This is a genomic window from Streptomyces sp. NPDC001339 (genome assembly GCF_042895955.1).
Classification (GTDB): Bacteria; Actinomycetota; Actinomycetes; order Streptomycetales; family Streptomycetaceae; genus Streptomyces.
This window is the reverse complement of record NZ_JBIAWT010000002.1, coordinates 1-13,747: the sequence shown is the minus strand read 5'-3', so window position 1 is coordinate 13,747 and position 13,747 is coordinate 1. Positions and strand designations below refer to the sequence as shown.

Annotated in this window: 9 protein-coding genes, 1 rRNA gene and 2 pseudogenes; 7 read left to right on the top strand and 5 right to left on the bottom strand. The window is 71.2% G+C overall.

Annotated features, from left to right (window positions below; translation table 11 throughout):
• Positions 1–96: 96 nt before the first annotated feature.
• The gene (locus ACFY12_RS05275; protein ID WP_390715051.1) at positions 97–1,155 is read right to left on the bottom strand and encodes a FecCD family ABC transporter permease; all 1,059 of its coding nucleotides are present in this window, start codon (positions 1,153–1,155) and stop codon (positions 97–99) included.
• Positions 1,156–1,222: 67 nt separating this feature from the next.
• Between ACFY12_RS05275 and ACFY12_RS05270 the strand changes: the two genes are divergently transcribed.
• Positions 1,223–2,263 carry an ABC transporter substrate-binding protein gene (locus tag ACFY12_RS05270; RefSeq protein ID WP_390714395.1) on the top strand — a complete coding sequence of 347 codons (1,041 nt, stop codon included), beginning with the start codon at positions 1,223–1,225 and terminating at the stop codon, positions 2,261–2,263.
• An 87-nt stretch (positions 2,264–2,350) separates the two neighbouring features.
• Complete coding sequence (locus ACFY12_RS05265) at positions 2,351–3,241, top strand: siderophore-interacting protein (RefSeq protein WP_390714394.1); 891 nt, start codon at positions 2,351–2,353, stop codon at positions 3,239–3,241.
• 61 nt (positions 3,242–3,302) lie between these two features.
• Here ACFY12_RS05265 and ACFY12_RS05260 read toward each other — a convergent pair whose 3' ends face one another.
• Entirely contained in the window at positions 3,303–4,352 is a 1,050-nt protein-coding gene (locus ACFY12_RS05260) for an HAD-IIA family hydrolase (RefSeq protein ID WP_390714393.1), read from the bottom strand.
• 166 nt (positions 4,353–4,518) lie between these two features.
• On the opposite strand from ACFY12_RS05260, the gene ACFY12_RS05255 reads away from it, so the two are divergent.
• From ACFY12_RS05255 to ACFY12_RS05235, 5 genes and pseudogenes are all read left to right on the top strand, one after another.
• A complete protein-coding gene (locus tag ACFY12_RS05255; RefSeq protein WP_390714392.1) occupies positions 4,519–5,832 on the top strand; it encodes a DUF1015 family protein in 1,314 nt (437 codons plus the stop codon).
• A 183-nt stretch (positions 5,833–6,015) separates the two neighbouring features.
• The gene (locus ACFY12_RS05250; RefSeq protein ID WP_390714391.1) at positions 6,016–7,542 is read left to right on the top strand and encodes a pyridoxal phosphate-dependent decarboxylase family protein; all 1,527 of its coding nucleotides are present in this window, start codon (positions 6,016–6,018) and stop codon (positions 7,540–7,542) included.
• A gap of 37 nt (positions 7,543–7,579) precedes the next feature.
• The gene (locus ACFY12_RS05245) at positions 7,580–8,905 is read left to right on the top strand and encodes a lysine N(6)-hydroxylase/L-ornithine N(5)-oxygenase family protein (RefSeq protein WP_390714390.1); all 1,326 of its coding nucleotides are present in this window, start codon (positions 7,580–7,582) and stop codon (positions 8,903–8,905) included.
• Positions 8,902–9,411, top strand: a pseudogene (locus ACFY12_RS05240) (GNAT family N-acetyltransferase); the annotation flags it as partial. The gene ACFY12_RS05245 and the pseudogene ACFY12_RS05240, both read left to right, overlap by 4 nt.
• A 105-nt stretch (positions 9,412–9,516) precedes the next feature.
• The gene (locus ACFY12_RS05235) at positions 9,517–11,322 is read left to right on the top strand and encodes an IucA/IucC family protein (RefSeq protein ID WP_390715050.1); all 1,806 of its coding nucleotides are present in this window, start codon (positions 9,517–9,519) and stop codon (positions 11,320–11,322) included.
• Positions 11,323–11,417: 95 nt separating this feature from the next.
• Here the strand turns inward: ACFY12_RS05235 and ACFY12_RS05230 are convergent, their stop codons facing one another.
• The 3 genes and pseudogenes from ACFY12_RS05230 to rrf all read right to left on the bottom strand — a co-directional run bounded on the left by ACFY12_RS05230 (position 11,418) and on the right by rrf (position 13,559).
• The gene (locus ACFY12_RS05230) at positions 11,418–12,305 is read right to left on the bottom strand and encodes a hypothetical protein (protein WP_390715049.1); all 888 of its coding nucleotides are present in this window, start codon (positions 12,303–12,305) and stop codon (positions 11,418–11,420) included.
• A 21-nt stretch (positions 12,306–12,326) separates the two neighbouring features.
• A pseudogene (locus ACFY12_RS05225) lies at positions 12,327–13,241 on the bottom strand (hypothetical protein); the annotation flags it as partial.
• A gap of 201 nt (positions 13,242–13,442) precedes the next feature.
• Positions 13,443–13,559: ribosomal RNA gene (gene rrf / locus ACFY12_RS05220) — 5S ribosomal RNA — on the bottom strand.
• Between the last annotated feature and the right edge of the window lie 188 nt (positions 13,560–13,747).

Genomic DNA, 13,747 nt, shown 5'->3' with positions numbered 1-13,747 from the left:
TCCCGGATTCCACAGGCAACTTCCCGGGCTCCACGGGCTTTTCCGACTCCACGGGCCGTCCGGGGCCGACGGACTTCCCGCGCTTCACAGTCGTGCTCACAGCTGGGCCATCCTCCGTCGCCGTACGAGATAGATGAAGACCGGGCCGCCGATGACGGCCGTGACGATGCCGACCTGGAGCTCGCCCGGCCGGGCCACGATCCGGCCCAGGACGTCCGCGCCGAGCAGCAGGACCGGTGAGAGCACCGCGGAGTACGGCAGGATCCAGCGCAGGTCGGGCCCGGTGACGGCCCGTACGGCGTGCGGAACCATCAGGCCGACGTAGACGATCGGGCCGCAGGCGGCGGTCGCCCCGCCGCACAGCAGCGTGATGGCGAGCATCGCCAGTACCCGGGTGCGGGTCAGCCGGGCGCCCAGCGCCCGCGCCTGGTCGTCGCCGAGCGCGACGGCGTTCAGCGGCCGGGCGATCAGCAGCGCAAGGACGCCGCCGGCGGCGAGGAAGGGTGCGATCTGGGTGACCGTCGGCATGGTGGCGGAGGCCAGCGAACCGACCGTCCAGAAGCGCATCCGGTCCAGCGCGGCGCTGTCCATCAGATTGACGGCGTTGATGTAGCCGATGAGGACGGCGGTGAGCGCGGTGCCGGCCAGGGCGAGCCGGACGGGGGTGGCGCCACGGGTGCCGCCCAGGACGTACACCGCGCCCCAGACCGCCGCGGCGCCGGCGAAGGCGAACCACACATAGCCGGTCAGTGAGGTGACGCCGAAGAAGCTGATGGCGGAGACGACGGCGGCCGCGGCGCCGGCGTTGATGCCCAGAAGTCCCGGGTCCGCCAGGGGATTCCGGGTCAGCGCCTGCATCACGGTGCCGCCGAGGCCGAGGGCGGCGCCGACGATCAGGCCCAGCAGGGTGCGGGGGACGCGCAGGTCGTGGACGACCACGTCGGTGTCGTCGCCGCTGTAGTGGAACACCCCGTGCCATACCTGGTCGAGGGGTATCTGCTTGGCGCCGACGGCTATTCCGAGGACGACGACGACGGCGAGCACGGCCACGGAGACGACCAGCCCCGCGGAACGCAGGACATGACGCCGTCGGGATGCCGCGGGGACCGGGGCCGGAGCCGCGGCCGTGGTTGCTTCGGGGGGACTGTCGACCAACACGTGAGTTAGGTTAGCCTACCCTCACATTGGACCTGCAGGCCCTCCCAGAGAGAAGCGCACCCACATGAGCACCTCCCGAAGCGTATCGCCCTCCCGCCGCGGCATCCTGGCCGCGGGCGGCGCCGTCGGCATCGGCGCCCTGCTCGCCGCCTGCGGTGGGGGCAAAGGCTCGGCGGGTGCCGACGGCGGTGCCAAGGACGGCGCCAGGAGCGGTCCGTGGTCCTTCACCGACGACCGTAAGCAGAAGGTCTCCCTCAAGAACACCCCCCAGCGCATCGTCGCCTTCACCGGTACCGCGGCCGCGCTGCACGACTTCGGCATCGACGACCAGATCGTCGGCGTCTTCGGCCCCACCAAACTCAAGGACGGCAAGCCCGATCCGCAGGCCGGTGACCTCGACGTCGACAAGGTCACCATCATCGGCAACGCCTACAACCAGTTCAGCGTGGAGAAGTACGCGGGCCTGCGCCCCGATCTGCTGGTGACCAACATGTACGAGCCGGGCCAGCTGTGGTTCGTCCCGGACGCCGGCAAGGACAAGATCACCGCACTGGCCAAGTCCGTCGCGATCACCTCCTCCCGCACCCCGCTCGTCAAGATCATCGAGCGGTACGCCGAACTGGCGGAGTCGCTCGGCGCCGACCTCAAGGCCAAGAAGGTCACCGACGCCAAGGCCCGCTTCGAGAAGGCCTCCGAGCGACTGCGCCAGGCCGCCAAGGCCCACCCGGTCAAGGTGCTCGCCTGCTCCGGCAGCGCCGACCTCTTCTACGCCTCCAACCCCGGTATCAGCGCCGACCTCATGTACTACAAGTCCCTCGGCGTCGATCTGATCGTGCCCGACCACCTGGACAAGGGCGGCTACTTCGAGAGCCTGAGCTGGGAGAACGCCGACAAGTACCAGGCCGACGTGCTGCTGCTGGACAACCGGACCGCCACCCTCCAGCCCAAGGACCTGGCTGCCAAGCCCTCCTGGGCGAAGCTGCCCGCCGTCAAGGCGAACCAGATCACCCCGTGGTCCAGCGAGCCGCGCTTCTCCTACGCCGGGTCCGCACCGCTCATCGAGTCGCTGGCCGAGGCGATCGAGAAGGCCAAGAAGGTCGGCTGACGCACCGTTCCACCGCCGCGGTGGAACACCCGCCACCGCGCTCCACCGCGGCACCCACCCCCACCACCGTTCCGGGAGGTACCCGCAATGACCACGACCGCCGCCCCCGCCACCGCACCGTTCCGCTTCTTCGATGTGCACGTCGTCCGCACCCGGCGGCTCGGCCCGTCCATGGTGCGGATCACCTTCGCCGGTGAACGGCTGGACGAACTGGCCTCCGGCGGTCGTGACCAGCGCTTCAAGCTCTTCCTCCCGCAGCCCCACCAGGACCGGCCGGTCTTCGAGGACACCGGCGACGGCTGGTACGCCGCCTGGCGGGTGCAGGATCCGGCCGAGCGCCCGGTGATGCGGTCGTACACGATCCGCGAACAGCGCCCCCACACCGGGGAGTTCGACGTGGACTTCGCGCTGCACGGCGCCGGCCCCGGGGCCTCGGTGACGGCGGGCGGGCCCGCCTCCCGGTGGGCCGCCGGCGCCCGGCCCGGCGACCGGCTGACCGTGCTCGCCCCCGTGGTGCAGGACAACGGCGGGGTCGACTTCCGCCCGCCGGCCGGCACCGACTGGATCCTGCTCACCGGCGACGAGACGGCGCTGCCCGCCATCGCCGGCATCCTGTCCTGGCTCTCCCCAGGCACCCGCGCCAAGGTCTGGCTGGAGGTCGGTCACGAGGACGACCGGCAGCCGCTGCCGTCCTTCGCGGACGCCGACGTCACCTGGCTCGTCCCGGACCACGCGGCCGCCGCGGGCGGCGAGCCGGTGCTCGACGCGCTGCGCGCCGCCGAGCTGCCCGAGGGCACCCCGTACGCCTGGATCGCCGGCGAGGCGGGAACCATCAAGGCGGTGCGCCGCCATCTGGTCCGCGAGCGCGGATTCGACCGCCGGGCCGTCAAGTTCACCGGCTACTGGCGGCGCGGGGCCACCGAGGAGGACCTGATCGCGGAGCTGACGGCGGGCACGGCACCGTCCGACGAGGACTGAGCCGCCGCCGACGCTCGGCGGGGCCCGGCTCCCACCCGCACCGGGCCCCGCCCCACTACCGCTACATCCCTATCCGCGCCAGCGCCTTCCCCGCGTCCGCCGTACACCTCCCGTTCCCCGCCGCCGTCCAGGCCGCCGCGCACAGCGCCCGCAGTCCGTCCAGCGGTGCGCCCTCGCCCGCCACGGTGAACGTGTCCCCGGCCAGGGCGGCCCGCCAGCCGCCGCAGCGGAAGCCGTCGCCGTCCTCGGTCACCCCGGGCTGCGGCACGAGCAGCCCGCGCAGATCGGCGTCCACGTAGGCCGGCCGGTGCTGCGGCGGGGCCGCCAGCAGCTCGGCGGCGGTGGCGACTCCGGTGAGGACCAGCAGCGCGTCGACCTCACCGTGGTACGCGCCCTCGATGTCCGTATCGAGACGGTCCCCGACCACCAACGGCCGCTGTGCGCCGGTCCGCAGCACGGTCTCCCGGTGCATCGGCGGCCGCGGTTTCCCGGCCACCTGCGGCGCCCCGCCGGCCGCGGTCCGGACCACCTCCACGAGTGCACCGTTGCCGGGGGCGATCCCGCGCTCCCTGGGGATGGTCAGATCGGTGTTGGACGCGAACCACGGCACCCCGCGCTGCACCGCGTACGCGGCCTCCGCCAGCCGCCCCCAGTCCAGTGTCGGGTCGAAGCCCTGGACCACCGCCGCCGGATCGTCGTCCGCGGAGAAGACCGGCTGCAGACCGCGTTCCCGGAGCGCCACCACCAGCCCCTCGCCCCCGACGGCCAGTACCCGGGCGCCCGCGGGCACCTGCTCGGAGATCAGCCGGGCCACCGCCTGCGCCGAGGTGATCACGTCGTCCGGGCCGGTCGGCAGTCCGAGGCCGGTCAGCTGATCGGCGACCGTCAGCGGGGTGCGGGCCGCGTTGTTCGTCACATACGCCAGGTGCATCCCGCCGCCCCGCGCGGCGGTCAGCGACTCCACGGCATGCGCGATGGCCTGTCCGCCGGCGTAGACGACCCCGTCCAGATCCAGCAGCGCCGTGTCGTACGCCTCGCTCAGCGCGCTCCGGCACCCGTCGGGCCGACGCCGCACGCTCCCTTCCGACCGCCCGCGCACCTGCTCGTTCATGCCGTCCCGCTCCTCGTTCCCAGGGCGCGCTCCGGACCGCCGGGGCGCACCGTGTTCCGTACCGCGCATACCGACAGCGCGCGTACCGATGTTTCCAGCCACTCCCGGGCTGCCCCGGGCTGTCCCCCGATCTTCCCTCATCTCCGTCGCGGCATAGCATTCTTGGATGACGAGTACTGACGGCCTCCGCCTCCGCCCGTTCCGCGGCCTGCGCTACGCCCCGGACCGGGTCAGCAACCTCACCGCCGTGACCTCTCCGCCGTACGACGTGGTCGTCCGGCCGGAGGGCGTGCGCCATCTGGAGACCGCCGATCCGTACAACATCGTCCGGCTGATCCTCCCGCACGCCGCGGACCCCTCCGCACGTCACCGCCAGGCCGCCGACACGCTGCGCCGGTGGCGCGCCGAGGGCGTGCTGAGGCCGGACCCGGAGCCGGCGCTCTACGTCTACGAGCAGCGGGCCGGGGAGGTGCTCCAGCGCGGGCTGATCGGCGCGCTGTGCCTGGACGGCCCGGTGCTGCCCCACGAGGACGTGATCCCCGAAGTCGTCGAGGACCGCGCCGCTCTGATGCGCGCCGCGGCCGCAAACTTCGAGCCGTTGCTCCTCTCCTACCGTGGCCGGAACGCTGCGAACGGCGCCACGGCGGTGATCGAGCGCGTGGTGGAGGGTCACCCGCTGCTCACCACCACCACGGAGGACGGCTTCCGGCACCGCCTGTGGGCGGTCACCGACCCCGCCGACCTGGCCGCCATCGACGCCGACCTGGCCCACCGGCAGGCCCTGATCGCCGACGGTCACCACCGCTGGGCGACCTACCAGCGGCTCTACGAGCAACAGCCCGGCGCCGGGGCGGACTCTCCGTGGGCGTCCGGCCTGGTGCTGCTGGTCGACACCGACCGGTATCCGCTCCAGGTCCGGGCGATCCACCGGGTGCTGCCGCATCTGCCGCCCGCCAAGGCGCTGGCGGACCTGGACGGCGTCTTCCGCTCCCGTACGCTCACGGGCGGGCCGTCCGCCGCCCTGGAGGCGCTGGAGGAGACGCCCGGCACCGCCTTCGTCCTGGCCGGCGAGCCGGGCGTGTTCCACCTCCTGGACCGTCCCGACCCCGGGCTGCTGGACCGTACGATCCGCCGCGACCGGCCGGAGGCGTGGCGGCGGCTGGACGCCACCGTGCTGCACTCGGTCCTGCTGGACGAGGTCTGGCACATCCCCGACCACCCGTCCGACATCAACTACCTGCACCACCCCGAGGCCGCCGTCGAGCAGGCCGTGCGGCAGGGCGGCACCGCCGTCCTGATGCGCGCCACCTCGGAGGAGACGGTCCGTCAGCTCGCGGAGTGCGGTGTGACGATGCCGCGGAAGTCCACGTCCTTCGGGCCCAAGCCGGCCACCGGACTGGTCCTGCGCATCCTGGACGAGTCCGACGACGGCACCGTGGACGAGTCCGGCATTCACCCCCTGAACAAGTCCGACAACTGACGAAGAATCCGATAACTCACCCTCACCCGGGGCCCGCCCGTCGAGGCCCCCATCCGACCCGGCGCGTGGTTAGGTTAGGCTTACCTCACCACGTCGCCGGGGCGGTCTCCCTGCCCTGTGCACTCCGCGCGCTCTCCGCCCGGCACAGGACGTGGTCAACTCCGCACCAGGGAGGACACCTTCATGAGTCTCCTCGCGCACTCCGCCGAGGACCCGGCCGACAGCCGGACACACCTGCTCACCAACGGCACGGCCCCGCACTACCGCACCGCGGTCACCGAAAGCGTCCAACGGATCAGCGACCGGATCGCCGGCACCGCCCGCCCGTTCACCGGCATCTCCGTCGACGGCCTCGCCCCCACGGTCGCCGCCGTCGACCTCGACACCCCGCTCCACGACGCCGCCGCCGCGCTCGACGAACTCGAGGACGTCTACCTCCGCGACGCCGTCTACTTCCACCACCCGCGCTACCTGGCCCACCTCAACTGCCCGGTGGTGATCCCCGCCCTCGTCGGCGAGGCGGTGCTCTCCGCGGTCAACTCCTCCCTGGACACCTGGGACCAGAGCGCCGGCGGCACCCTCATCGAACGCCGGCTGATCGACTGGACCGCGCAGCGGATCGGCCTCGGCGAGCGGGCCGACGGCATCTTCACCAGCGGCGGCAGCCAGTCCAACCTCCAGGCCATGCTGCTCGCCCGCGACGAGGCCTGCCGCCGCGAACTGGCCCGCGCCGGCTCCTCGGACGCCCGGGTCACCGACGTCCTGCCCCGGCTGCGCATCCTCACCTCCGAGTGCAGCCACTTCAGCATCCGCAAGGCCGCCACCCTGCTCGGCATGGGCGCCGAGGCCGTCATCGCCGTCCCCGCCGACGAGCACAAGCGGATGCGCACCGCCGACCTGGCCGACGCCCTGGCCCGCTGCCACGCCGACGGCCTGATACCCATGGCCGTCGTCGCCACCTCCGGCACCACCGACTTCGGCTCCATCGACCCGCTGCCCGAGATCGCCGACCTCTGCGCCCAGTACGGCGCCTGGATGCACGTCGACGCCGCCTACGGCTGCGGCCTGCTGGTCTCCCGCCGCCGCGACCTGCTCGCCGGTATCGAACGCGCCGACTCGGTGACCGTCGACTACCACAAGTCCTTCTTCCAGCCGGTCAGTTCGAGCGCCATCCTGGTCCGCGACCGGTCCACCCTGCGGCACGTCACCTACCACGCGGACTACCTCAACCCGCGCCGGATGGCCGAGCGGCGCATCCCCAACCAGGTCGACAAGTCGATCCAGACCACCCGCCGCTTCGACGCCCTCAAGCTCTGGCTCACCCTCCGCGTCATGGGCGCCCAGGGCATCGGCGAACTCTTCGACGAGGTCATCGACCGCGCCGCGGACGCCTGGAAACTCCTCCATGACGACCCCCGCTTCGAGGTCGTCGTCGAACCGCAGCTGAGCACCCTGGTCTTCCGCTACGTCCCCGGAACCGGCCTGGACGCCGAGCTCACCGACCGGGTCAACCTGCACGCCCGCGAGGCGCTGTTCGCCTCCGGTGACGCGATCGTCGCCGGCACCAAGGTCGACGGCCGCCACTACCTCAAGTTCACCCTGCTCAATCCGGAGACCACCCTCGAGGACATCGCCACCGTCCTCGACCTGATCGCCGAACACGCCGGCACCTTCCTCGCCGCGCAGCAGCAGCCCGCGCTCAGCGCGTGACCCTCCGCCAGCGAACAACCCCCTCCCGGAGCCCCCTGTGTCCGCCCCGCACCCCTCCCCGTACGACTTCATCGCCATCGGCCTCGGCCCGTTCAACCTGGGCCTGGCCTGCCTCACCGAGCCGATCGACGACCTGAACGGCCTGTTCCTGGACGAACGCGCGTCCTTCGACTGGCACCCCGGCATGATGCTGGAGAGCAGCCACCTCCAGGTGCCCTTCATGGCCGACCTGGTCACCCTCGCCGACCCGACCTCGCCCTTCTCCTTCCTCAACTACCTCAAGGAATCGGGCCGGATCTACTCGTTCTACATCCGCGAGAACTTCTATCCGCTGCGCGCCGAGTTCAACGACTACTGCCGCTGGGCGGCCGGCAAACTCGGCACCGTCCGCTTCTCCCACCGCGTCACCGGCGTCGCGTACGACGAGCACGAGGAGCTCTACACCGTCCACGCCGACCACGACGGCGAACGCCGGACCTTCCGCGCCCGCAAACTCGTCCTGGGCACCGGCACCCCGCCGTACCTCCCCGACGCCTGCCGGGACCTCGGCGGCGACCTGCTGCACAACACCGACTACCTGGACGCCAAGGCCGCCCTCCAGGCCAAGGAGTCCATCACCCTCATCGGCAGCGGCCAGAGCGCCGCGGAGATCTACTTCGACCTCCTGACGGATATCGACACCCACGGCTACCACCTCACCTGGGCCACCCGCTCCCCGCGCTTCTTCCCCCTCGAGTACACCAAACTCACCCTGGAGATGACCTCACCGGAGTACGTGGACTACTTCCACGCCCTCCCCCCGGCCACCCGCGACCGGCTCAACGCGACCCAGAAGCACCTCTACAAGGGCATCGATTCCGCGCTGATCAACGACATCTACGACCTGCTCTACCAGAAGAACCTGAACGGCCCGGTCCGCACCCGTCTCCTCACCAACACCGCGCTGCACACCGCCCGTTACGACGAGACCACCGGCACCTACACCCTGGGGCTGCGCCAGGAGGAACAGGACACCGGCTTCTCCCTCGACACCCAGGGCCTGGTCCTCGCCACCGGCTACCGCTACCGCGTACCGGACTTCCTCACCCCCGTACGCGACCGCATCGCCTGGGACGACGCCGGCCGCTACGACGTGGCCCGCAACTACAGCATCGACACCACCGGCCACGGCATCTACGTGCAGAACGCCGAGCTGCACACCCACGGCTTCGTCACCCCCGACCTCGGTATGGCCGCGTACCGCAACTCCTGCCTCATCCGCGAGCTGCTCGGCCGCGAGTACTACCCGGTCGAAAAGGCCATCGCCTTCCAGGAGTTCGCCGCCCCGGCCGGCCCGCACCACCCCACGGAGATATCCGCATGAACGCCCCCCTCTCCACCCCCGTCCCCACTCCCCTCTTCACCCGCACCGACCCCGCTCTGGGGGAATTCTCCCTGCGGCCGGTGGACCCCGCCGCCGACGCCGCCCTCCTGCACTCCTGGGTCACCCACCCCAAAGCCGTCTTCTGGCTGATGCAGGACTGCGACCCCGCCGACGTCGAGAAGGAGTTCGCGCGGATCGCCGCCGACCCCTACCACGACGCCTTCCTCGGCCTGCACAACGGCACCCCCGCCTTCCTGATGGAGCGCTACGACCCCGCCCACCGCGAACTGGTCGGCATCCATCCCGCCGAACCCGGCGACGTCGGCATGCACTTCCTGTGCGCCCCCACCGACACCCCCCTCCACGGCTTCACCCGCGCCGTGATCACCACCGTCATGGAGGCGCTCTTCGACGACCCGGCCCACCGCCGCGTCGTCGTCGAACCCGACGCCCTCAACACCGCCGTCCACGCCCTGAACAAGGCCGTCGGCTTCGAGGTCCGGCGCACCGTCGACCTGCCGTCCAAACAAGCCCTGCTCAGCACCTGCACCCGCGACCAGTTCCTGGCCGCCCGCGGAGAGCGCCGTCCCGGCCACCCGAGGAGAGAACCGATGACCGCCGGCACCCGGCCGACCGCCCAGGACGCCGTCGCCCACCTCACCCCCCGCATGTGGGCCCAGGCCAACCGCCTGCTGATCCGCAAGGGCCTCGCCGAGTTCGCCCATGAGCGGCTGCTCACCCCCAAGCGCCTGCCGCAGGACGGCCACTACGCCGTACGCAGCGACGACGACGGCACCGAATACCGCTTCGCCGCCCGCCGCCAGGCCCTCGACCACTGGCAGGTCGACGCCGACAGCATCAGCCGCCACCGCGACGGAACCGAACTCCCCCTGGACGCCCTGGAGTTCTTCATCGAACTCCGCGACACCCTGGGCCTCGGCGACAAGATCCTCCCGGTCTACCTGGAGGAGATCAGCTCCACCCTCTCCGGCACCGCCTACAAACTCAGCCAGGACCGGCCCACCGCCGCCGAGCTCGCCACCGGCGATTTCCAGGCCATCGAGACCGGGATGACCGAGGGCCACCCCTGCTTCGTCGCCAACAACGGCCGCCTCGGCTTCGGCATCCACGAATACCACGCCTACGCCCCCGAGACCGCCAGCCCCCTCCGCCTGATCTGGCTCGCCGCCCGCCGCGACCACGCCACCTTCACCGCCGGCGACGGTCTCGACTACGACACCCTGATCCGCGACGAACTCCCCGAGGCCACCCGCACCCGCTTCACCACCGCGCTCACCGCCCGCGGCCTCGACCCCGACGACTACTACTTCTTCCCCACCCACCCCTGGCAGTGGTGGAACAAGCTCTCCGTCACCTTCGCCGCCGAGGTCGCCCAGCAGCACCTGGTGTGCCTGGGCCCCGGCGACGACGAGTACCTCGCCCAGCAGTCCATCCGCACCTTCTTCAACGCCACCGCCCCGGCGAAGCACTACGTCAAAACGGCCCTCTCCGTCCTCAACATGGGCTTCATGCGCGGCCTCTCCGCCGCGTACATGGAGGCCACCCCCGCCATCAACGACTGGCTGGGCCGCCTGATCGACGCGGACGACACCTTCCGGGCCGCCCGCTTCTCGATCATCCGCGAGCGCGCCGCGATCGGCTACCACCACCGCCAGTACGAGGCCGCCACCGACAAGGGCTCCCCCTACCTGAAGATGCTCGCCGCCCTCTGGCGGGAGAGCCCCGTCCCCGCCCTGGAGCCGGGCCAGCGCCTGGCCACCATGGCCGCGCTCCTCCACACCGACCGCGACGGCGGCTCCCTCGCCGCCGCCCTCATCGAGGAGTCCGGCCTCGCCCCGGCCGTCTGGCTGCGCCGCTACCTCGACGCGTACCTCACCCCCGTCCTGCACTCCTTCTACGCCTACGACCTGGTCTTCATGCCGCACGGCGAGAACGCCATCCTGGTCATCGAGGACGGCGTGGTGAACCGCGTGATCTTCAAGGACATCGCCGAGGAGATCGCCGTCATGGATCCCGACGCAGTCCTGCCCCCCGCCGTCGCACGCATCCGCGCCGACGTCCCCGAGGACAAGAAACTCCTCTCCGTCTTCACCGACGTCTTCGACTGCTTCTTCCGCTTCCTGTCCGGCACCCTCGCCGACCGCGGTGTCCTCGACGAGGACACCTTCTGGCGCACGGTCGCCGAGTGCGTCACCGACTACCAGACGTCGCACCCGCACCTCGCCGACAAGTTCGCCCGGTACGACATGTTCACCGACGAGTTCGCGCTCTCCTGCCTCAACCGCCTCCAGCTGCGCAACAACCAGCAGATGGTCGACCTCCAGGACCCGGCGGGCGCCCTCCAGCTCATCGGCACCCTCCGCAACCCCATCGCCCGTTACGCGCCCACGGCCTGACACCACCACACACGACGAAGGGCGGGACCCCCTCCGGGATCCCGCCCTTCATCACTGCCTGTCGGGGCTCGGGGCACCAGGCCTTACGTCACCCACTAGCCCTTCTCGGGCCGCTCCCGCTCCGCGGCGTCATCAACGTCCACGACTTCCACGACCTCATCGGTCACATCGTCGTCGAGCGCCACGGGCGGCACACCGCCGTCACGCCGCTCACCGCCGCCGGCGGCGTCCTTCGCCTTCTCGGTGTCCCCGGTGCTCTCCCCGGCCTCGTCGGTCTCCTCGGCCTCGTCGACCTCGTCGGAGTCCTCCAGCACATCGGTGAACTCCACACCGTCCAGCTCGGCGAGCCGGTCCGAGGCATCCGTCGTACCGCCCTGGTCCGCCTCCAGCGCCTTGGCGAACCAGTCACGCGCCTCGTCCTCGCGCCCGACCTCCAGCAGCGCGTCGGCGTACGCGTACCGCAGCCGCGCCGTCCACGGCTGCACGGCGTTCGACGCCAGCTCGGGGCTCTGCAGCGTCACCACCGCCGCGTCCGCCTGCCCCATGTCCCGACGGGCACCCGCCGCGACCAGCCGCATCTCGACCTGACCGGCCCGGTCCAGCTTCTGCACCTCGGGCTCACCGGCCATCGCCAGCGCCTTCTCCGGCCGGCCCAGACCACGCTCGCAGTCCGCCATGACGGGCCACAGCTCCACACCGCCGGTCATCCGCCGCGCCGCACGGAACTCGGCGAGCGCCTCGCTGTACTTGCCGGCCGCGTACGCCGCGAAGCCGGCGGCCTCGCGCACCGCCGCGACCCTGGACGCCAGCCGCAACGCCACCCGCGAGTACCCGTACGCCTTCTGCGGGTCCTCGTCCAGCATCCTGGCGACCATCACCAGGTTCTTGGCGACATCCTCGGCGAGCGTCTTCGGCAGGCTCATCAGCTCCTGCCGCACGTCCTTGTCGATCTCCTCACCGGTGACGTCCTCCGGAATCGGCAGCCGCTTGATCGGCTCCCGGTCCCGCCGCTCGTCGCGACGGTCACCACCGCGGAATCCCCCGCGGTCGCCGCCGTACGGACGCCGCCCGCCACGCTCGTCATCGCGCCGGAAGCCACCGCGGTCGTCACGCCGGAAGCCACCGCGCTCGTCGTCCCGACGGAACCCGCCGCGGTCGTCCCGACGCGGCCCCCGGTCGTCACGCCGGAAACCACCACGGCCGCCGCCGCGCTCACCGCCACGGTCACCGCCCCGGTCATCGCGACGGAACCCGCCCCGCTGCGCGCCCCCACGGTCGTCACGCCGGTCGTCGCGCCGGTCATCCCGACGGAACGAAGGCCGCTCGTCACGCCGCTCGTCACGCCGATCATCCCGACGGTCGTCACGTCGCTCATATCGACGCTCGTCCCGGCGGAAGCCACCGCGCTCGTCATCCCGACGGAATCCGCCCCGGTCGTCGCGGCGCTCGTCACGCCGGTCGTCCCGTCGGTCATCGCGGCGGAACCCGCCCCGCTCGCCGCCACGGTCACGTCCGGAGAAGCGGTCGTCCCTACGGAACCCACCGCGCTCACCGCCGCGCTCACCGCCGCGGTCGTCCCGACGGAATCCGCCCCGCTCACCGCCACGGTCATCACGTCGGTAGCCGCCGCGCTCACCACGGTCGCCACCACGGCCACCGCCGAACGGCCGGTCATCGCGCCGGAACGAGGAACGCTCCCCGCCCCGCTCGTCGCGGCGGTCACCCCCGCGGAATCCCCCGCGGTCGCCGCCGTAGGAACGGTCACCGCCGGAGGAGCGGTCGCGGTCATCGCGGCGGAAGCCCCCGCGTCCGCCGCCGGCCCGCTCATCGCGTCGGAAGCCGCCGCGCTGCTCACCGCGGTCGCCACCACGGCTGTCGCGACGCGGCCCCCGGTCGTCACGCCGGAAACCACCGCGGTCACCGTCGTCACGCCGCTGCGGCCGGCGCTCCGAACGATCGTCGGAAGAGTTGGTGGACATCGACGTGACTCCTGTCTTCGGTACTGCATTCATTCTCACGCACCGAACGGTTCGGCGCGCTTCGGGCTGTGCATGTTTCAAAACAGCAAAAGGACCCTTGGTCCCAGCATGTACGCTGGGACCAAGGGTCCTTGAAAGATTGTTCGGCGGCGTCCTACTCTCCCACAGGGTCCCCCCTGCAGTACCATCGGCGCGGAAAGGCTTAGCTTCCGGGTTCGGAATGTAACCGGGCGTTTCCCTAACGCTATGACCACCGAAACCCTATCGGGTTCGAGCGAACAAGCACACTCTTCAGTTAAGTAAGTGAAACTTGGTTCAACCGACGCTGCGACTGTTCGCAACCCGGGAACCACACAGTGGACGCGAGCAACTGAGGACAAGCCCTCGGCCTATTAGTACCAGTCAACTCCACACCTTACGATGCTTCCATATCTGGCCTATCAACC

Coding starts and splice junctions, on each gene's coding strand:
- ACFY12_RS05270 (WP_390714395.1), top strand. CDS start 1,223: ATGAGCACCTCCCGAAGCGTATCGCCCTCCCGCCGCGGCATCCTGGCC.
- ACFY12_RS05255 (WP_390714392.1), top strand. CDS start 4,519: ATGACGAGTACTGACGGCCTCCGCCTCCGCCCGTTCCGCGGCCTGCGC.
- ACFY12_RS05250 (WP_390714391.1), top strand. CDS start 6,016: ATGAGTCTCCTCGCGCACTCCGCCGAGGACCCGGCCGACAGCCGGACA.
- ACFY12_RS05235 (WP_390715050.1), top strand. CDS start 9,517: ATGACCGCCGGCACCCGGCCGACCGCCCAGGACGCCGTCGCCCACCTC.
- ACFY12_RS05260 (WP_390714393.1), bottom strand. CDS start 4,352: ATGAACGAGCAGGTGCGCGGGCGGTCGGAAGGGAGCGTGCGGCGTCGG.
- ACFY12_RS05265 (WP_390714394.1), top strand. CDS start 2,351: ATGACCACGACCGCCGCCCCCGCCACCGCACCGTTCCGCTTCTTCGAT.